17 protein-coding genes are annotated in these 18,216 nt (G+C 73.1%); 11 read left to right on the top strand and 6 right to left on the bottom strand.

Annotated elements, in window-relative coordinates; all coding sequences use genetic code 11:
• Window positions 1-11 precede the first annotated feature (11 nt).
• Together AAC134_RS02125 and AAC134_RS02120 are read left to right on the top strand one after the other, a co-directional pair.
• Entirely contained in the window at window positions 12-1,697 is a 1,686-nt protein-coding gene (locus AAC134_RS02125) for an AMP-binding protein (RefSeq protein WP_339947384.1), read from the top strand.
• A gap of 29 nt (window positions 1,698-1,726) precedes the next feature.
• Window positions 1,727-2,314 carry a YdeI/OmpD-associated family protein gene (locus AAC134_RS02120; protein ID WP_339947383.1) on the top strand — a complete coding sequence of 196 codons (588 nt, stop codon included), beginning with the start codon at window positions 1,727-1,729 and terminating at the stop codon, window positions 2,312-2,314.
• A gap of 16 nt (window positions 2,315-2,330) precedes the next feature.
• On the opposite strand, the gene AAC134_RS02115 is transcribed toward AAC134_RS02120, so the two are convergent.
• The 6 genes from AAC134_RS02115 to AAC134_RS02090 form a co-directional block, all read right to left on the bottom strand.
• Window positions 2,331-2,654, bottom strand: a complete 324-nt coding sequence (locus AAC134_RS02115) for a hypothetical protein (RefSeq protein WP_339947382.1) — start codon at window positions 2,652-2,654, stop codon at window positions 2,331-2,333.
• A 135-nt stretch (window positions 2,655-2,789) separates the two neighbouring features.
• Complete coding sequence (locus AAC134_RS02110; protein WP_339947381.1) at window positions 2,790-3,305, bottom strand: CarD family transcriptional regulator; 516 nt, start codon at window positions 3,303-3,305, stop codon at window positions 2,790-2,792.
• Window positions 3,306-3,600: 295 nt separating this feature from the next.
• The gene (gene fdxA, locus AAC134_RS02105; protein WP_339947380.1) at window positions 3,601-3,939 is read right to left on the bottom strand and encodes a ferredoxin FdxA; all 339 of its coding nucleotides are present in this window, start codon (window positions 3,937-3,939) and stop codon (window positions 3,601-3,603) included.
• A 164-nt stretch (window positions 3,940-4,103) separates the two neighbouring features.
• Window positions 4,104-4,559: an RNA-binding S4 domain-containing protein gene (locus tag AAC134_RS02100; RefSeq protein ID WP_339947379.1), complete on the bottom strand. Its 456-nt coding sequence runs from the start codon at window positions 4,557-4,559 to the stop codon at window positions 4,104-4,106.
• Entirely contained in the window at window positions 4,556-7,819 is a 3,264-nt protein-coding gene (locus tag AAC134_RS02095) for a helicase-related protein (protein WP_339947378.1), read from the bottom strand. The genes AAC134_RS02100 and AAC134_RS02095 overlap by 4 nt, the downstream gene beginning before the upstream one ends.
• Window positions 7,820-8,006: 187 nt before the next feature.
• Complete coding sequence (locus AAC134_RS02090) at window positions 8,007-8,747, bottom strand: tetratricopeptide repeat protein (protein ID WP_339947377.1); 741 nt, start codon at window positions 8,745-8,747, stop codon at window positions 8,007-8,009.
• A 142-nt stretch (window positions 8,748-8,889) separates the two neighbouring features.
• On the opposite strand from AAC134_RS02090, the gene AAC134_RS02085 reads away from it, so the two are divergent.
• From AAC134_RS02085 to AAC134_RS02045, 9 genes are all read left to right on the top strand, one after another.
• Window positions 8,890-9,180, top strand: coding sequence for an SCP2 sterol-binding domain-containing protein (locus AAC134_RS02085; RefSeq protein ID WP_339947376.1), 291 nt, complete (start codon window positions 8,890-8,892; stop codon window positions 9,178-9,180).
• A gap of 3 nt (window positions 9,181-9,183) precedes the next feature.
• Entirely contained in the window at window positions 9,184-10,242 is a 1,059-nt protein-coding gene (locus AAC134_RS02080) for an alpha/beta hydrolase (RefSeq protein WP_339947375.1), read from the top strand.
• Between the two features lie 235 nt (window positions 10,243-10,477).
• A complete protein-coding gene (bamA, locus tag AAC134_RS02075; RefSeq protein WP_339947374.1) occupies window positions 10,478-12,982 on the top strand; it encodes an outer membrane protein assembly factor BamA in 2,505 nt (834 codons plus the stop codon).
• A gap of 2 nt (window positions 12,983-12,984) precedes the next feature.
• A complete protein-coding gene (locus tag AAC134_RS02070; RefSeq protein ID WP_339947373.1) occupies window positions 12,985-13,845 on the top strand; it encodes an OmpH family outer membrane protein in 861 nt (286 codons plus the stop codon).
• Between the two features lie 221 nt (window positions 13,846-14,066).
• Entirely contained in the window at window positions 14,067-14,597 is a 531-nt protein-coding gene (gene fabZ / locus AAC134_RS02065; RefSeq protein WP_339947372.1) for a 3-hydroxyacyl-ACP dehydratase FabZ, read from the top strand.
• A gap of 2 nt (window positions 14,598-14,599) precedes the next feature.
• The gene (lpxA, locus tag AAC134_RS02060) at window positions 14,600-15,403 is read left to right on the top strand and encodes an acyl-ACP--UDP-N-acetylglucosamine O-acyltransferase (protein WP_339947371.1); all 804 of its coding nucleotides are present in this window, start codon (window positions 14,600-14,602) and stop codon (window positions 15,401-15,403) included.
• Window positions 15,404-15,407: 4 nt separating this feature from the next.
• Window positions 15,408-16,268, top strand: coding sequence for a UDP-2,3-diacylglucosamine diphosphatase LpxI (gene lpxI / locus AAC134_RS02055; protein WP_339947370.1), 861 nt, complete (start codon window positions 15,408-15,410; stop codon window positions 16,266-16,268).
• Window positions 16,265-17,470, top strand: a complete 1,206-nt coding sequence (gene lpxB, locus AAC134_RS02050; protein WP_339947369.1) for a lipid-A-disaccharide synthase — start codon at window positions 16,265-16,267, stop codon at window positions 17,468-17,470. The genes lpxI and lpxB overlap by 4 nt, the downstream gene beginning before the upstream one ends.
• Before the next feature lie 143 nt (window positions 17,471-17,613).
• Window positions 17,614-17,826 carry a hypothetical protein gene (locus AAC134_RS02045; protein ID WP_339947368.1) on the top strand — a complete coding sequence of 71 codons (213 nt, stop codon included), beginning with the start codon at window positions 17,614-17,616 and terminating at the stop codon, window positions 17,824-17,826.
• Window positions 17,827-18,216: the final 390 nt, after the last annotated feature.

The following is an 18,216-nucleotide window of genomic DNA, read 5'->3' as shown; positions in this document are numbered from 1 at the left end:
GGGCGCGCGCGGTGACCGCCCTGCCGGAGCCCGGCGTCGGCCTCGTGGCCCGCGGCGCCGACTGGCGCGCGATCCGCGCGGCCTTCCAATGGCCCGACGCGGCGGTCCGCCCGGAGGCCCGCTTCAACATCCACGCCGCCACCGTCGGCAAGTGGGCGAAGCGGGCCCCCGACCGCGTGGGCCTGCGGATCCTGCGCGACGACGGCGACTGGCGGGAGTGGACCTATGCCGAGCTCGACCGCGCCTCGGCCCGCCTCGCCAACGCCTTCACGGCCCGCGGGCTGAGGCGCGGCGATCGCTGCGGCCTGCTGCTGCCGCAGACGCAGGAGGCGATGCTCACCCACCTCGCCTGCTACCGGATCGGCGCGGTGGTGGTGCCGCTGTTCACCCTGTTCGGCGAGGACGGCCTGCGCTTCAGACTCGCCGACTCGGGCGCCACCCATGTGGTGACGGACGCGGCCAACCTGCCCAAGATCCTCGCCATTCGCGACGATCTGGGCGAGTTGCAGACGGTGTGGAGCGTCGACCGCCCCGCCCATGGCGCCTGGGGCTTTTGGCAGGAGCTCGCCAAGGGCCGCGACAGCTTCGCCGATGCCGAGACCACCACCGAGGATCCGGCCTTCCTCAGCTACACCTCCGGCACCACCGGCCCGCCAAAGGGCGCGCTGCACGCCCATCGGGTGCTGCTGGGCCACCTGCCGGGGTTCGAGACGCATCACGACTTCCTCCCCCAGGCCGGCGACGCCTTCTGGACGCCCGCCGACTGGGCGTGGATGGGGGGGCTGTGCGACGCGATGCTGCCCTCGCTGTTCCACGGCATCCCGGTGCTGGCCCACCGCATGCCCAAGTTCGACCCCGAGCGCGCCTTCGACCTGCTGGCCCGCCACAAGGTCCGCAACGCCTTCTTCCCGCCCACCGCCCTGAAGCTGATGCGCCAGGTGGACCGCCCTCGCGCGCGTTGGGACTTCTCGCTGCGCTCCGTCGGCTCGGGCGGCGAGGCGCTCGGCGAGAGCCTGCTGGAATGGGGGCGCGAGAACCTCGGGCTGACGATCAACGAGTTCTACGGCCAGACCGAGTGCAACCTGGTGCTGGGCAACTGCGCTTCCGTCTTCGCTCCGCGCCCCGGCTCCACCGGCCAGGCGACCCCGGGCTACGAGGTGGCGGTGATCGACGCGCAGGGCGCGGTCCTGCCCGACGGCGAGGTCGGCGAGATCGCCGTGCGCGCGCCCAACCCGGTGATGTTCCTAGGCTACTGGAACCGCCCCGAGAAGACGGCCGAGAAATTCGTCACCGGCCCTGACGGGACCCGCTGGCTGCGCACCGGCGACGAGGGTCGGCGCGAGCCCGACGGCTTCTTCTTTTTCGCCTCGCGCACCGACGATGTGATCACATCCTCGGGCTACCGCATCGGCCCCTCCGAGATCGAGGACTGCCTGACCGGTCACCCGCAGGTCGCCATGGCCGCAGTGGTCGGCCTGCCCGACCCGGTTCGCACCGAGGCGGTGACCGCCTATGTGGTTCTGAAACCCGGCGAACCTGCTGGCGAGGACCTCGCGGCCGAGCTCACCGCCCGGGTGCGCGCCCGGATCAGCCCCCATGTCGCCCCCCGCGCGGTGCACGTGGTGGACGAACTGCCGATGACGGCCACCGGCAAGATCATGCGCCGAGAGGTGAAACGAAAGGCGCTGGAAGGCTGAGCTTCCGCGCGGGCCGAAGGATCGACGCGATGCCGGACCCTGACCCCAGGATCGAAGCCTTCTTCGCCTCGGACGGCCCCTGGCGGCCGGAGCTGCGGGCGCTTCGCGCGATCCTGCGCGCCGGTCCGCTGGAGGAAACCTTCAAGTGGAGCGCCCCGGTCTATGTCGCCGATGGCGGCAACGTCGCGACGGTCTGGGGCCTGAAGGACGCCTGCGTCCTCTCGTTCTTCAAGGGCGCGCTGCTGAGCGACCCGCAGGGGCTGCTGGCGCCGCCGGGGCCGGCCACACGCTCGGGCCGCGTGGCCCGGTTCCGCAGTCTCGCCGAGATCGAGTCGCATGCCTCCGCGCTGGCCGACCATGTGGCGGCCGCGGCCGCGAACGAGCGCGCCGGCCGGAAGGTCGACCTGCCGCCCGACGACCTTGACCTCCCGGAGGAACTGCAGGCCCGGCTCGACATCGACCCGGCCCTGTCGGAGGCCTTCGCCGCCCTGACGCCCGGACGACGGCGCGGCTGGATCCTTCAGGTCGGGCGGGCGAAGCGCCCCGAGACCCGGCTGAAGCGGATCGAAGAGGCCGCCCCGCGGATCCTCGCCGGCAAGGGAATGCACGACCGCTGAGCCGGCGCGGGGGCGCTCAGGCCGTCAGCCGGCGCTGGAGGAAGAACCAGGGGTGGCCCTCGACCTCGCGCACCTCGCCCGTGAAGACGCCGACCTTGCGGCCGACTGAGTTGGCGCGGGCGTCGTAGTCGCGCAGGGCGATGGCGCCCTCGGCGCGGGCGCTCTCGATCTGGCGCTCGCGCAGCGCGGCGTCGTCCTCGGGGTCGTCCGAGAACAGGCGCACCGCCTTGCGCCTGGGGTCGAAGCGGTCGGTGGTGTGCACGCCGAGCTTGGCCTCGAACCCGTCCACGCGGGCGAACCAGGCGCCGCGGTCCTGCCGGAAATCCTTGTCGCGTTTCATCCTTGTCCTCTCGTTTCAGGCGCTGCCAGGTGTCGGAACCTGGCCATCCGCACAGCCCGGAACGCGACACGCCCCGCCGGGAAGGGCGGGGCGTGGGGTCTGGGCGCGCGGTCGCGGGGCCGGGGCCCCGGCGGGTCAGGCGGCGCGGGCCACCAGCATCTGGTCGATGCGCACCGCGGCGGCATCCTCGTCGATCCGCTCCACGGCGGCGAGCTCACGGGTCAGACGCTCGAGCGCGGCCTCGTAGAGCTGACGCTCGGAGTAGGACTGCTCGGGCTGGTCGTCGGCGCGGTGCAGGTCGCGGACCACCTCGGCGATCGAGATCAGATCGCCGGAGTTGATCTTCTGCTCGTACTCCTGGGCGCGACGGGACCACATGGCGCGCTTCACGCGGGCGCGGCCCTTGAGGGTCTTGAGCGCCTGCTCGATGATGTCGGGCGAGGACAGCGAGCGCATGCCGACCGAGGTCGCCTTGGCGGTGGGCACCCGCAGCGTCATCTTGTCCTTGTCGAACGAGATCACGAACAGCTCGAGCCTCATGCCGGCGACCTCCTGCTCCTCGATCCGCAGGATCCGCCCGACGCCGTGCGCAGGGTAGACCACGTAATCGTTGGGCCGGAACTCCGATTTCTTCGCGCCGGTCTTGGTCATCAGCCTTGGCCATCCTTGTTCTTGGGCGACGCGCAGAGCTCCCGCGGAAACGACGACCCGGGGCGCCGTCCCGGATGGAGCGGCGCTTCGGGCCTGTCGTCACGCTGAAGCCTAGAGTGCTCGCGGCCCGTCGTCGGGCCGGCACGCGCGGGCGATCCCGTGTCGTTTGTGAACGTTATATAGCATGGAAACGGCCCGATTCCCAGAGGCGCCGCCCATGCTCGCGTCATGGGCGCCTGGAAATCGCGCAGTCATGCCTGCCCCGAGGGCCTTGGCGGCGGCTCGGGGAGCCGGATCAGTCGCCCTCGCCGGGGGCCTCGGAGAAGTACTTCTCCAGCTTGTCGCCCTCGCCGTCGAACTTCTCGGCGTCTTCGGGCGGGTCGCGCCGGGTGGTGATGTTCGGCCAGGCTTCCGAGAACTTCCGGTTGAACTCGACCCAGGTCTCCATCTCCGGCTCGGTGTCCGGCTTGATGGCCTCGGCCGGACACTCGGGTTCGCAGACGCCGCAGTCGATGCACTCGTCCGGATGGATGACGAGCATGTTCTCGCCCTCGTAGAAGCAATCCACGGGGCAGACCTCCACGCAATCCGTGTATTTGCAGCGGATGCAGTTGTCGGTCACGACGTAGGTCATCGGCGGTCTCTCTCCGGTCCGGTTCGCGACCCTGTTAGACCGCGATTCCCGAAGGTGCAAGGCGCCCCGGTGAAATGCCGGATTGAACATTTCGCGGGCGCCAAATAGCCGGGCGCCGCATTGCAGCAGGCAGCGCTGGGAAAGCTCGGCGGCGCGCGCGGCGCTCAGCCCTCGGGATCGCGCAGGCGATCGAGGGCGCGTCGCTGCGCCTTGGTCGGTCGCCCGGCGCCACGTTCGCGCGCGGCGGCGGGGGCGGGCGTTTCGGGGTCCGGCGCGGCGGCGCGGGCCGCCGGCGGATCGAGATCGTCATAGAGCGTCTGCGCCTCGGGGGCGGGGCCGCGGCGGGTTCCCAGCGCCTGCACCCGGATCACGCGCACGTGCACGCCCAGCACGAAGGTCAGCACATCGCCGGGCCGCACGGCCGCCGAGGGTTTGGCGGCGCGGGTTCCGTTCACCCGCACGCCCTTCTCGGTGATCAGCTTGGCGGCCAGCCCGCGCGACTTCGCGAATCGCGCGTGCCACAGCCATTTGTCGAGCCGCAGTCCGGCCGAGCCCGCCGACTGCGGGGGCGGCGCGCCGCCCCCGTCGCTGTCGGAGAGATCCGCCGGCGCCGCCGTCATCCGTCCCGGTTCTTCAGCGCCATCAGCGCCGCAAACGGGTTGTCGGGATCGACCTCGTTGCGGCGGCGATCGCGCGGCGGGCCGGCCTGGAACTCCCGCGGGCGTTCCTCGCGCGGGGCGCCCTTGCCCTTGGGACCCTTGCCGCGGGGCTTGTCGTCGCCGTCGCGGCCACGTCCGCCGCCGCCTTTGCCGCCGCCGCCCTTGCCGCGGCCGCCGCCCTTGGCCTCGCCGTCGCCGCGGGCCTGGCGGGGACCGCCGCCCTGGCTCTGGCCCGGACCCTGGCCTTGCCCCTGCCGGTCGCCGCCGCCCTGGCGTCGCGGCCCACGCGGACCGCCGCCGCCGCGCGGACGCGGCGCCCAGGTGAAGACGTAGTAGGTCTGCAGCTCGGCCTCGCCGTCGGCCGGCGCATCGGCCGAGGCCTCCGCGGGCTCGGCGTCCGTCTCGGGCGTGTCGGCCGCAGCTTCCGCGGTCTCGGCAGGCGCCTCTGCGGCGTCCGCGGGGGCCTCCGCCGTCTCGGGCGCCGTCTCGGCCGCGGGGGCCTCCTCGGCCGGCGCTTCCGCGGCAGGCGTCTCCGCCGAGGGCGCTTCGGCGGCCGGGGCCTCCTCGTCCTGCGCCTCGACCGAGGGCGCCTCTGCGGCCGGCGCGTCCTCGGACGGCGTCTCGGTCGCGGGCGCCTCCACGGGCGTCTCCGGCGCCTCGGCCGTCGCTTCGGGCGCGGCCTCGGGCGAGGCGGCGTCCGCCACCGGCGCATCGCCGGATTCGGCCGCGGGCGCCGCGTCGGCGACCGGCGCGTCCGTCGTCGCGGCCGCCTCCGAAGCGGTCGCGGGCTTGGCGTCGGGGACCGCGGCGGGCTTGGGACGCTCGCCCTTGTCGGCCTTGTAGCCCAGGCCCTGCATCAGGTCGGCGAACTGCTCCAGCGTGCAGCCGGTGATCGACAGCATGTCCGCCGTCGCCTCGAAGCCGCCGCGCTGGTCCTGGTTGCGGATCATGTCCGCCAGCCGCTCGAGCATGTCGATGCGGATCGCCCGCTCGCCGGCCAGGCGATAGCCCGCCCGCGGCCAGAAGCCGGCGGGCGCGTTCTGCACCGGGATCGTCACCAGCCCCGGAGGCGGCGGCGAGGGAATGTCCTCGAGCTCGTCCCACAGCCCCCACAGAACCAGCCGCAGCCGCGTCGGCGCGGGCTTGAGCAGCGCGGGCATGAAGATCGTGTGCTGGCCGAAGCGCACCCCGTGCTTGCGCAGCAGGGAGCGGCCGTCCTGGTCCAGCTCCTTCACGTCCTTGGCGATCTGCGAGCGCGGAATCACCCCCAGCGACTCGACCAGCTGGTAGGCGACGCCGCGCGCCAGCCCCTGCATGGTCTCGTCGTCGCGCATCTTCACCAGCGGCTCGAACAGCGCGGCGGTGCGGCGGTTGATCCAGTGGGTCAGCCGACGCTCGACCTTCTGGCGCGCGTCCTCGCCCGCGATCTCGTCCACGAAGGGCACGACCGAGGGGCTCAGGTGGTCGGCGCCCTTGCTCAGGCGGCCCACCGCAAGCTCGCCCCACATCAGGCCGCCCTGCTCGGTCACGTCGATCTCGGTGTCGGGCGCGTTGTAGAAGCGGTCCGCCCGGCGCGAGAACTCGGTCTGCAGCGCCTGGGTCGAGGCGGCGCGCAGGGTCTTGAGCTCATCCCCCTCCGCCGAGGGGTCGGGCGTGAACCGGAAGCCGTCGAGACGGCCCAGCACATGGCCCTCCGCCGTCACCTCACCCTGTTCGTTCACCTCGGCCACCAGCCTCTCCTTCTGCTTCAACCGCCGCATCAGCACGGATGTGCGGCGGTCGACGAATCGTTTGGTCAGCGCCGCGTGCAGCGCATCGGACAGCCGGTCCTCGACTTCGCGCGCGTTGGCCCGCCATTCCTCCGGCGCCTCCACCCAGTCGCGCCGCTGCGCCACATAGGTCCAGGTGCGGATGAACGCGAGCCGCTTCGAAAGCGCGTCGATGTCCCCGTCGGTCCGGTCCACCATGCGGATCCGGCCGGCCATCCAGTCGGAGGGTATAACGCCGCGCTCCGAGCGGAGGAACCGGTAAATCCGCGACACCAGCGTCGCGTGCTCCCGTTCCGACACCTTGCGGAAATCCGGGATCTGGCAGGTCTCCCACAACCGGCGCACCGCGGGGCCGTCGCGGGCCATGTCGCGAATCTCGGGCTCCTCGGCCAGCGCTTTCAGCGTCAGGAGGTCGTCGGCCTCGCGCGCCTTCATCAATCCGGGCTCGCTCGGCGGCGCCTCGAGGCTGCCGATCAGCGCGTCGACCGAGCCGAAGGCCAGGCGCGTGTTGCGCCACATCAGCCGGCGCACGGGGGCGAAGCGGTGCTCCTCGATCGCCTCGATCACCTCGGCGTCCAGCGCCTCGGCCTCGCCCGTCACCCCGAAGGCGCCGTCGGTCTTGTAGCGCCCGGCCCGGCCGGCGATCTGGGCGAGTTCGTTGGGGCGAAGCTCCCGGAAGCCGCGGCCGTCGAACTTGCGCGTGGCCGAGAAGTAGACGTGGTTGACGTCGAGGTTCAGCCCCATGCCGATGGCGTCGGTGGCCACCAGATGCTCGACGTCGCCGTTCTGATAAAGCTCGACCTGCGCGTTGCGGGTGCGCGGGCTCAGCGCGCCCATCACCACCGCCACCCCGCCCTTCTGGCGGCGCATCAGCTCGGCGATGGCATAGACGCTGTCCACCGAGAAGCTGACCACGACCGAGCGCGCGGGCATCCGGCTGAGCTTCTTGCCGCCGCTGTAGGTCAGGCTCGAGAACCGGTCCCGCTTCATGAACCGCGCCCGCGGGATCAGCGCCGCGATGGCGCCGCGCATGGAATCGGACCCCAGGAACAGCGTCTCGTGCAGGCCGCGGGCGTTCAGCAACCGGTCGGTGAAGACGTGCCCCCGCTCTGGGTCGGCGCAGAGCTGGATCTCGTCGACCGCAAGGAAATCGGCGCCGATCTCGGTCGGCATCGCCTCGACCGTGCACACCCAGTACTGGGCGCGGGGCGGGGCGATCTTCTCCTCGCCGGTCACCAGGGCTACGACCGAGGGGCCGCGGAGCGCCACGATCCGGTCGTAGACCTCGCGCGCCAGCAGGCGCAGCGGCAGGCCCATGACGCCGGTGCGATGCGCCAGCATCCGCTCGATCGCATAGTGGGTCTTGCCGGTGTTGGTGGGGCCGAGGACCGCGGTCACCGTCCCGTCGCGCGGATGGGCGGTGCGTGGGGTCGAGGCGGAGGCGTCGAGCACGCGTCGGGTCTCCGGGGGGGGGCGCGTCGGCCCCTGAAAGCCAGGGCCGGCGGCGGTTTCGCATGTCGTCCGGGGGACGTTCGGCGCGGCGGAGGCCGCGCGTCAAGGGGCGAGGTCGTCCGGCGCTGGGCGAGATCCCGGCACGGGGGGGGCGGATCGGGGCCGGCGGGAGGCTGGGGCCGGCGCTTCAGATATTGCGTCCGTCGACCTCATGGGCAAGACGCTCGATCGCCTCATCGACGTTCTCGAGGTGCGGATTGATCCGCTGCGCCTCGCGGAAGGCGGCCAGGGCGTCGGCCTCGCGGCCCAGCTGCTCGAGGATCACGCCCAGGCCCGAGAGCGCGCCGAAATGGCGCGGCTCGAGCGCCAGCACATGCTCGATGTCCGACAGGGCCATGCCCAGCTCGCCATGCATGAAGAAGGCGGTGGCGCGCAGGTTCCAGGCCTCGGCGAAGTCGGGGGCGTGGTCGGTGGCGGCGGTGAAGTGGTGCAGCGCCTTGACCAGCTCCTGCCGCTCGAGCGCGTTGCGGCCGCGCAGCAGGATCAGGTCCATGGTGTCGCTGTCCGACCGCGCCCACAGGCGCTGGATCTCGGACTGGATCTTTGCGGCCTGGGCCTCGTCCGCCTCCGGCAGCTGGGCGAAGAGCTGGTCGAGGCGCGCGCGGCGTCCCTCGACGGTCGAGAGGTCGGGGCGCGCGGCCTCCTCCTCGCTCCCGGACGCTGTCGCGGGCGAATCGGGGGGGCGGGCCGGGGCCTGCTGCGGCTCGGGGCGCGACCCGGGCGCGGGCACGACCTCCTCCAGCGGCTGGGCGGCAAGCTGCGGGGCGCCCCACGGGCCCCAGGGGACCGTGGACGCGACGGCGCCCAGCACGAGGGCCGAGGCCAGCGCGCGGGGGGCCGCAAGGGAACGGTTTGACCTGTGCGTCATGCATGACAGTGTAGCCGCCCGCGTGCGAAATGCGAAGCGCGGGAGGGGCGAGGGCGCCCCCTAAACGGACATCCTCGCCGTGACGTGATCGCGCGGCGACCGACCTGGCAACCCGAATGGACACCCGAAGGGGGAACACCTGATGAGCGAGACCATCGCCGCCGCTGCGGAAGAGCTGCAGAACCGCCTGAACGGCCAGTCGATCGACGGCTCGATCAAGTTCGACATCGAGGGCGTCGGCGCCCTGCGGGTCGAGGGCGACAAGGTCACCCAGGACGATTCCGAGGCCGACTGCACGATCTCGGCCGACGAGGACACCTTCCGCGGGCTGGTCTCTGGCGACCTCAGCCCGACTTCGGCCTTCATGTCCGGGCGTCTGAAGGTGGACGGGGACATGTCCAAGGCGATGGCGCTCAGCTCGCTGCTGGCCTGAGCCATGGCCCGGGGCGCGCAGGCCAAGTCGCCGTCGAAGGTCGAGCCGACCGTGGTCGAGGGCCCCGCGCCCTGGCATGGCGAGGCCGCCGGCCCCCCGGCGCCGGACGCCTGCGTCTGGCTGCGCGTCCCCCGGGGGCCGGGCGGCGCGCCCCGGCTGCGCGCCGCGCTGTGGCGCGCGCCCGGCGCCGGGGGCGGCGGCGGGGCCGCGCGGGGGCTGGCGCTGCTGTTCCCGGGCCGCACCGAGTATCTCGAGAAATACGCCCCCGTGATCGCCCGGCTGCGGGCGCGGGGCTTCGACGTCGCCTCGCTGGACTGGCGGGGCCAGGGTCTTTCGGACCGCGCGACGCCGCGGCTCGGCCATGTCGGGCGCTTCGCCGAGTTCCAGGCCGACATCCGGGCCCTGCTGGGCTGGGCCGAGGTCGCCGCGCACACCGGGCCGCGGGTGCTGCTGTGCCACTCGATGGGCGGCTGCATCGGCCTGCGCGCGCTGGTCGACGGGGCGCTCTCGGCCGAGGCGACGCGCCCCGCGGCGGCGATCTTCTCGGCGCCGATGTGGGGGCTCAGGCTGGGCGGCACGGCGGCCTTCGCGCGGCCCGTCGTGCATGTCGCCACCCGGATGGGCGGCGCCCGGCGGGCGGCGCGGCCGGGTCCGCCCGAGTCGACCTATGTCCTCGACGCGGGCTTCGAGGGCAACGTGCTGACCACCGACCGCGGATTCTGGGACCGGTTCGTCGCCCAGGCGCAGGCGCACCCCGAGCTGACGCTGGCCTCGCCGACCTTCGGCTGGGTGGACGCGGCCTTCGCCGAGACCGCGGCGCTCGCCCGCGCGCCCGGGCCCGAGGTCCCGCGGCTGGTTCTGCTGGGCTCGGACGAGACGGTGGTCGACCCCGCCCCGATCCACGCCCACGCCGCGCGCCACGGGGGGAGCCAAGGGGGGCAGGTCACCCTCGTCGAGATCAATCAGGGCCGCCACGAGACGCTGATGGAGGACCCCGACGGCCCCGTCGGCGGCCCTGTCTGGCAGGCGATCGACGACTTCCTGCACGCCCGGGGACTGTGACCGCGGCGCCCGCCTGCGCCGGCGCGGAGCGGGGGCCGGACGGGAAGACGGCGGGCGGATCGCGGGCCCTCCGGCGCGCCCCGGGCGCGGCGCCGTGGCGGCGCCCGGCGCGGCAACGTCGATGCGCTGCAGCGACGCCTTTGACCCCGCCCTAGAATCCGATCTAAAGGGGTTCCACCCGGACCCCTCCACCAGAACGGTCGGGCCGGGCCGGAACGAGGCGGAGAGCATCGACATGGCGGCACAGCGGACCACGACGGCGCGGCGCGGCGGACGCACTTCCTGCGGACGCCTGCGCGACCCGGCGCCTGCCCTGCGGGCGCAGGCGCTGGCCGCGACGCTGGCCGCAGCCCTGCCTGCCGCCGTCCCCGGGGCGCTGGCCGCCTCGGCCTCGGCGCTGGCCCTGCTGGCCGCAGCCCCGGCCGCGGCCCAGGACGCGCCGGTGGTCTCGAACGTGCAGCGGATCCTGGTCGAGGGCGCCCAGCGCGTCGACGACTCGACCATCCAGGCCTACATGACCGTCCAGATCGGCGAGCCTGCGACCGCCGCGCAGATCAACGAATCCCTGCGCCGCCTGCTCGACACCGGCCTGTTCCAGGACGTGACCATCTCGCCGATGGCCGACGGCCTGCTCGTGCAGGTGCGCGAGGCGCCCTACATCAACCTCGTCACCTTCGAGGGCAACGACGAGCTCGACGACGACGTGCTGATGGGCTCGGTCACCTCGGCCTCGCGCGCGGCCTTCTCGCGCGCCACCGCCGATCGCGACGCGCAGACCCTGCTCGACCTCTACCGCCGCGCCGGCCGCTACGGCGCCACCGTCGAGCCGGTGATCATCGAGCGGGAGAACAACCGCGTCGACCTCGTGTTCGAGATCGACGAGGGCGAGCCGACCGGCATCCGCTCGATCGACTTCGTGGGCAACCGCGAGTTCTCCGACAGCCGCCTGCGCGGCGCCATCCAGACTCGCGAGAACGGCCTGCTGGCCTGGATCTTCTCCACCGGCACCTACGATCCGGACCGGCTGGAGTATGACAAGGAGCTGCTGCGCCGCTACTACCTCGACTACGGCTACGCCGACTTCCAAGTGCTGTCGGCCACCGCCGAGCTCGCGGCCGACCGCGAGGACTTCCTGATCACCTTCACGGTGGAGGAAGGCGAGCAGTACACCTTCGGCGACCTCGGCCTCGACATCCGCATCCCCGGCGTCGACCCCGAAAGCTTCACCGCGATCTTCCCGATGGAGCCGGGGGAGATCTACTCGATTTCGGACGTCGACGAGGCGATCGAGAATCTGATCTTCCAGCTCGGCCAGCAGGGCTACGCCTTCGTGGACGTGCGCCCGCGCGCCGACACCGACCCCGAGAACCGCGTCATCGGCGTGACGCTGGAGGTGGCCGAAGGCCCGCGCGTCTATGTCGAGCGCATCGACATCGAGGGCAACACCCGCACGCTCGACCGCGTCATCCGGCGCGAGTTCAACATGGCCGAGGGCGACGCCTACAACGCCCAGGAGGTCCAGCAGGCCCGCGCCCGCCTGCGCGAGCTGGGCTTCTTCGAGACGGTCGACGTGCGCCCCGAGCGCGGCTCGGCCGACGACCGCGCGGTCATCAAGACCTCGGTCGAGGAGCGGCTGACCGGATCGATCTCCTTCGGCGTCGGCTTCTCCTCGGCGGACGGCCCGATCGGCGATCTCACGGTGTCGGAGCGCAACTTCCTCGGCCGCGGGCAGTACGTGTCGGCCTCGGTCTCGATCTCCGGCGAGACCCAGCAGGTCCGCCTGGTGTTCGAGGAGCCGCGCCTGCTCGACCGCGACCTCACGGGCGGTTTCGACATCGGCTGGCTGCGCGATGACCGCACCGACTACTCCTCGTTCAAGGAAACCCGGCTGCAGTTCCTGCCCTACCTCGAGTTTCCGGTGGGCGAGGACCAGCGGCTGCAGACCCGCATCCGCCTGTCCCAGGACGAGATCCGCGACGTGCAGCGCTTCGCCTCGCCGGCCATCGTCGCGGACGAGGGCGACGAGTTCTACATGGGCGTCGGCGCCACCTGGACGCTGGACAAGCGCGACGATCCCGTGGAGCCCGCCGGCGGCTTCATCGTGGAGCTGAGCGAGGACGTCACCGCCATGGGCAGCTCGACCGTGTTCAGCCGCACGGTGGCGCGGGCCAAGGCCTACCAGGGCTTCTTCGACGACGAGCTGGTCGCCTCCGTCGAGGCCGAGGCCGGCGCGATCTTCTCGGCCGGCGACGGCGTGCGGGTGACCGACCGGTTCTTCCTGGGCGGCGACAGCTTCCGCGGCTTCGGCACCGCGGGCATCGGCCCGAGGGACGATTCGTCCACCACCTTCGCGCGGATCGACCCGACCACCGGCAAGCCCTTCGTGCCGCCGCGGCGGTTCAACTACACCCGCGACGACTCGCTGGGCGGCAACTACTACGCGGTGCTGCGCTCGGACCTCAGCTTCCCGATCGGCCTGCCGGAGGAGTTCGGCGTCTACGGCGGCGTCTTCGCCGACGTCGGCACGCTGTTCGGACTGGACGAGACCACCTTCCCCGACCGCGGCAAGCGCCCGCCGGTGACCATCGACGATTCGATGTCGCTGCGCGCCTCGGTCGGCGCCGCGCTCTATATCGACAGCGCCTTCGGCCCGCTGCGGTTCAACTTCGCCTACCCGCTGGCCTATGACGACAGCGACGACCGCGAGTTCTTCCGCTTCACGGTCGGCACGCGGTTCTGATCGTGCCCGCGCGCCCGGCATCGCGGCGCGCGGCCGCCGCCGGCGCGGCGCTGGGCCTCGCCTGCGCCCTGCTGGCGGGACCGGCCGCGGCGCAGGACCAGGCCGCTCCGACGGCGGAGGCGCCCGCGGCGACGTCCACGCCCCTGGCCCCCTCGCCCGAGACGCTCTCGCCCGAAACGCCCGCCCCGGCGCCGCGGGCTCCGGCGGACCCGAGCCCGTCCCCGTCCGACCAGGCCGCGCCCCCCCAGGCCGCGCCGTCCCAGACCGCGCCGGGTCCCGCGCAAGGCCAGACCGCGCAAGGCCAGACCGGGCAAGGCCAGACCAGGCCCGGCGCCGCCCAGGCCCCCTCGGGCGCACTGGGGCCGCGCGCCACGCTTCCCCGAAGCCCGATCCTGATCGTCAACCGCCAGGCCGTGCTCGAGAATTCCGCCGCCGCCCGCGCCCTGCAGGAGACCGAGCGCGAGACGCTCGAGCGGGTCACCGCCGAGCTGGAGCGCGTGAAGACCGAGCTGCAGGTCGAGGAGCAGGAGCTCACCCGCCTCAAGCCCACCCTGCCCCCCGACCAGTTCGACGCCCGCGCCCGCGAGTTCGACCGAAAGGTGAAGGCCGAGCGCGCCGCCGGACAGGACCGCCGCGCCCTGTTCCAGAAGTTCACGCAGGAGGCCCGCCAGGCCCTCGCGTCGGCCCTGCCGCGCGTGCTCGAAGCCCTGCGCCGGGAGACAGGATCGCTGGTCCTGCTCGACGCCTCGGCCGTGGCCGCGGCCGACCCCGCGCTCGACGTCACCAACCTCGCGATCGAGCGCTACGACGCCGAGATGGGCGCGGTCCGCTTCGACCCGCCCGACGACCTGATGCCCCGCTGATGCCCCGCTGACGCCCCGCGCCGGCCCGACCCCGGCGCCGCCTGGCGGGCGAGCCGCAATCTCGCCACCTTTCTGAGCGCGGCCTGAACCTCTCCAACGCCCGGAAATCGCTGCGTCGCGGGCCTCGGAGCGTCCCGCAGCCCCCTCACGGCCCCCGCGACTTGACCTGACGCGGCCGTCCTGCAATCAGGAGCGCCGAACGACGCAGCCAGGGCCAGGACATGACCGAGACCCCTTCCGCAGACGCGCCGGCGATCGACGACGCCGCGACCGCTCCCGCGCAGGCCGAATACGGGTCCGCCGACATCTCCCGCATCCAGCGGATGATCCCCCACCGCTACCCCTTCCTCCTCGTCGACCGCGTCGAGAAGATGGTCAAGGGCGACAGCTGCGTCGGGATCAAGATGGTCACGATGAACGAGCCGCAGTTCACCGGCCATTTCCCGGACGAGCCGATCATGCCCGGCGTGCTGATCGTCGAGGCCATGGCCCAGACCGCCGCCGTGCTGGTCGTCGACACGCTGGGCATGGAGGGCCAGGATCTGCTGGTCTACTTCATGACGCTCGACAAGTGCCGCTTCCGCAACCGGGTGGTGCCCGGCGACCGGATGGAGCTGCGGGTGAAGATCCTGCGCGGCCGCGGCCGGATCTGGAAATTCTGGGGAGAGGCCTGGGTGGACGACAAGATCTGCGCCGAGGCCGATTTCTCGGCGATGATCGTGATGCCTGACCACAAATCGCGGCAGGGTTGAGCATGGCCGTGGATCCCTCGGCCAACGTCCACCCCACCGCGATCGTCGAGGACGGGGCCGAGATCGGCGCCGGCGCGACGGTCGGCCCGTTCTGCACGGTCGGCGCCCGCGTCTCGCTGGCCGCGGGGGTCGAGCTGCGCTCCCACGTCGTGGTCGAGGGACGCACCACCATCGGCGAGGGCACCCGCGTGTGGCCCTTCGCCGTGCTCGGCGCCCAGCCCCAGGACCTGAAATACGCCGGCGAGGACAGCCGCCTCGAGATCGGCGCGCGAAACATGATCCGCGAGCACGTGACCATGAACCTCGGAACCGAGGGGGGCGGGTTCGTGACCCGGATCGGCGACGGCTGCCTGTTCATGGCCTCGACCCATGTCGGCCACGACTGCATCGTCGGCAACGGGGTGATCCTGGCCAACAACGCCCCGCTCGGCGGCCACGTGATCGTCGAGGACCGCGCCATCATCGGCGGCAACGCGGCCGTCCACCAGCACTCGCGCATCGGCCGGGGCGCGATGGTCGGCGGCCTGACCGGGGTCGAGCGCGACGTGATCCCCTATGGCTCGGTCACCGGCGACCGGGCGCAGCTCGCCGGGCTGAACCTGGTCGGCCTGCGCCGCGCCAAGGCCGAGCGGGCGCATATCGCGGACCTGCGCGCCGCGGTGGACTTCATCTTCACCGAGGGCGCCGGCAGCGTCGCCGCCCGCGCGGCCGAGGCGGCCGAACGCTGGACCACCCCGCTCGCCGCCGACGTCTGCCGCTTCATGCTGGCCGAAAGCTCCCGCCACTTCGTCACCCCGCGGGGCTGACGGCGTGGCCGACGGGTCCGAGGGCGCGCTGGCCCTGGTTGCCGGAACCGGCGCCCTGCCCCGCCTGATCGCCGAGGATCGCCGCCGCCGCGGCCTGCCCCTGCTGATCGTCCGCTTCGAGGGCACGCAGGCCCCCTGGGCCGAGGGCATGGACGTGCTCGACCTGCCCTTCGAGAAACCCGGCCGCCTGTTCAAGGCGCTGAAGGCGAAGGGCTGCGACCGGATCTGCTTCGCCGGCGCGATGGCCCGCCCGAAGCTCGATCCCCTGCGGCTCGACCTGAAGGGCCTGGCGCTGATCGCCAAGGCCCTGACCCTGCTGCGCAAGGGCGACGACGGGATGCTGCGCGGCTTCGCCTCGATCTTCGAGGACGAGGGCTACCGCATGGTCGGCGCGCATGAGCTGCTGCAGGACCTGCTGGCGCCCGCCGGGGTGCTGGGCGCCGTGCAACCCGGCGAGGCCGACCGCGAGGACGCCGCCCGCGCCGCCGCGGTGGTCGAGGCGCTGGGCGCCGTCGACGTGGGCCAGGCCGCCGTCGTCGCCTCGGGCGTGTGCCTGGGCGTCGAGGCGATCGCAGGCACTGACGCGCTCCTTTCCGAGGTCGCCCGCGTCCCCGCCCGGCTGCGGGCCGGGGAGGCGAAAGGCGTGCTCTACAAGGCGCCCAAGCCGGGCCAGGACTGGCGCCTCGACCTGCCCGCCATCGGCCCCGACACCGTGGCCAGGGCCGCCGAGGCGGGGCTCGCCGGCATCGCCCTCGCCGCCGACGGCGTGCTGGTGCTGGGCCGCGAGGAGACCGTCGCCGCCGCCGACGCCGCCGGCCTGTTCCTCTGGGCCCGCCCGCCAGAGACCGCCCCCGAGGCCCCGTGAGCGCGCGCCCCCTCCGCGTCTGCCTCGTCGCCGGCGAGGCCTCCGGCGACCGTCTCGGCGCCCCCCTGATCCGCGCCCTGCGCGAGGAGCTGGGCGACCGCGGCCTCGAGATCCGCGGCGTCGGCGGAGAGCTGATGCAGGCCGAGGGGCTCCACAGCCTGTTCCCCTCCGACGAGCTGGCGGTGATGGGCCTGTTCGAGGTGCTGCCCCGCCTGCGCGCGATCCTCGCCCGCATGGACGAGACGGCGGCCGACGTCGCGGCCTGGGCGCCCGACGTGCTGCTGACCATCGACAGCCCCGCCTTCGGCCTGCGGGTGGCGCGCCGGGCCCGCGCGGCATGCCCCGGCCTGACCACGGTGCACTACGTCGCGCCCTCGGTCTGGGCCTGGCGGCCGGGGCGGGCGCGCAAGATGGCCCGCTACACCGACCATGTGCTGGCCCTGCTGCCCTTCGAGCCCCCCTACATGACGGCCGAGGGGATGACCTGCGATTTCGTCGGCCACCCCGCCAGCCGCCTGCCCCGCCCCTCGGCCGAGGCGCAGGCCGCGGTGCGGGCGCAGATCGGCGCCGCCGGCCGCCCCCTCCTCTGCGTCATGCCCGGCTCGCGGCGCGGCGAGGTCGCGCGCCTCGCCGCCCCCTTCGGCGAGGCGCTGGGTCTGCTGGCGCAGCGCCACCCCGACCTCGCCGTGGTGCTGCCCGCCGCAGCCGGCGTGGCCGACGCGGCGCGCGAGCTGGCCGCCGCCTGGCCGGTGGAGGCCCATGTCCTCGACCCCCGCGGCCTCGACCCCGCCGAGGCGGAGCGGCGCAAGTTCGCGGCCATGGCGGCCTCGGACGCGGCGCTGGCGGCCTCGGGCACGGTGACGCTGGAGCTGGCGGCGATGCGGGTGCCGCAGGTGATCGGCTACCGGGTGAACCCGCTGACCGCCGTCATCGCCCGCCGTCTGCTGAAGATCGACACCGCCAACCTTCTGAACCTGCTGCTGAAAGAGCGCGCGGTGCCCGAGTTCATCCAGCACTTTCTGGTCCCCGCCAAGGTGGCCGCCGCGCTCGACCCGCTGCTCGGGCCGGGGCCGGCGCGCGACGCCCAGCTCTCCGCCGCCGACCGGGCGCTGGCGTTGCTGGGGCGGGACGGAGAGCCGCCCTCGACGCGCGCCGCCCGCTCGGTGATCGCGGCCGCCGCGCGCGGCCCGCGGCGCGGCTGAGCCCCGCGGGCCGCGCCGGAAGTCCGCGCAGCCGCGCGCCGCTTCAACGGATTGTTTCTGACGCAGGCGTGAGTTGCCCTCGCCCCGCTTCATCTTACGTCCCGTCTGGACAGCGACGAAGCTGGAGACGAAAGGAGGCCGCTATGAGCCGCACTCACGATCCCGCCGCCGCGGAGACCCGCAGCGAGGACGTGCCCGATATGGTCAAGCCCGAGCTGAACGATCCCAGCGACCCGACCGAGGTCGGCGGCGCTCAGGCCGAGGCCACCGGCGTCTGGCGGGTGCTGCGCAATTCGCTCGGCCTGGCCGTCGCCGCGATGGTGGTCATCGCCATCGGCTACACGGTGATCAGCTGAACGGGGATCAGCTGATCCGCGACCGGCCGAGCCCGGTTCGCCGAGCCGGCCGGCCGAACCGCGACGCGCACCCCGCGTCCCTTCGATCGGGGCCTCCCTTGGGGGCCCCTTTTCGCTGACCAGCCCCCCCCTTCCTCCGGGCGCCCCCGCCTAAGCCCCCCCGAAAGCGCCTGTTCTCCGGAGCCGTCCGTCGCTGATGCCGTAAAGAGCGACTCGTCCGGCCCGGTCAAGGATCGCGCAGCGACCGCGCTTGCGCGGCTTGTCCTTGAACGGGCCGGACGAGTCGCTCAGGCATCTTCAGCGACGGACGGCTGCGGAGGACAGGCGCGGGGCCTGTTCTCTGGTGAGCTCCCGAAGCGCCCTCCCCGTTCCGGCGCGCCGTCGCCGCCC

Origin of the sequence: uncultured Albimonas sp., assembly GCF_963977235.1 — a bacterium.
Taxonomy (GTDB): domain Bacteria; phylum Pseudomonadota; class Alphaproteobacteria; order Rhodobacterales; family Rhodobacteraceae; genus Albimonas.
Note: the sequence above shows the minus strand (reverse complement) of the source record. Positions and strands in the feature narration are given on the sequence as shown.

Excerpts from the sequence above, each read along its gene's own strand:
- AAC134_RS02090 (WP_339947377.1), bottom strand. The coding sequence starts at position 8,747 with ATGACGCACAGGTCAAACCGTTCCCTTGCGGCCCCCCGCGCGCTGGCC.
- fabZ (WP_339947372.1), top strand. The coding sequence starts at position 14,067 with ATGACCGAGACCCCTTCCGCAGACGCGCCGGCGATCGACGACGCCGCG.
- AAC134_RS02080 (WP_339947375.1), top strand. The coding sequence starts at position 9,184 with ATGGCCCGGGGCGCGCAGGCCAAGTCGCCGTCGAAGGTCGAGCCGACC.
- AAC134_RS02110 (WP_339947381.1), bottom strand. The coding sequence starts at position 3,305 with ATGACCAAGACCGGCGCGAAGAAATCGGAGTTCCGGCCCAACGATTAC.
- AAC134_RS02085 (WP_339947376.1), top strand. The coding sequence starts at position 8,890 with ATGAGCGAGACCATCGCCGCCGCTGCGGAAGAGCTGCAGAACCGCCTG.
- AAC134_RS02100 (WP_339947379.1), bottom strand. The coding sequence starts at position 4,559 with ATGACGGCGGCGCCGGCGGATCTCTCCGACAGCGACGGGGGCGGCGCG.
- AAC134_RS02115 (WP_339947382.1), bottom strand. The coding sequence starts at position 2,654 with ATGAAACGCGACAAGGATTTCCGGCAGGACCGCGGCGCCTGGTTCGCC.
- AAC134_RS02045 (WP_339947368.1), top strand. The coding sequence starts at position 17,614 with ATGAGCCGCACTCACGATCCCGCCGCCGCGGAGACCCGCAGCGAGGAC.
- bamA (WP_339947374.1), top strand. The coding sequence starts at position 10,478 with ATGGCGGCACAGCGGACCACGACGGCGCGGCGCGGCGGACGCACTTCC.
- AAC134_RS02120 (WP_339947383.1), top strand. The coding sequence starts at position 1,727 with ATGCCGGACCCTGACCCCAGGATCGAAGCCTTCTTCGCCTCGGACGGC.
- lpxA (WP_339947371.1), top strand. The coding sequence starts at position 14,600 with ATGGCCGTGGATCCCTCGGCCAACGTCCACCCCACCGCGATCGTCGAG.
- fdxA (WP_339947380.1), bottom strand. The coding sequence starts at position 3,939 with ATGACCTACGTCGTGACCGACAACTGCATCCGCTGCAAATACACGGAT.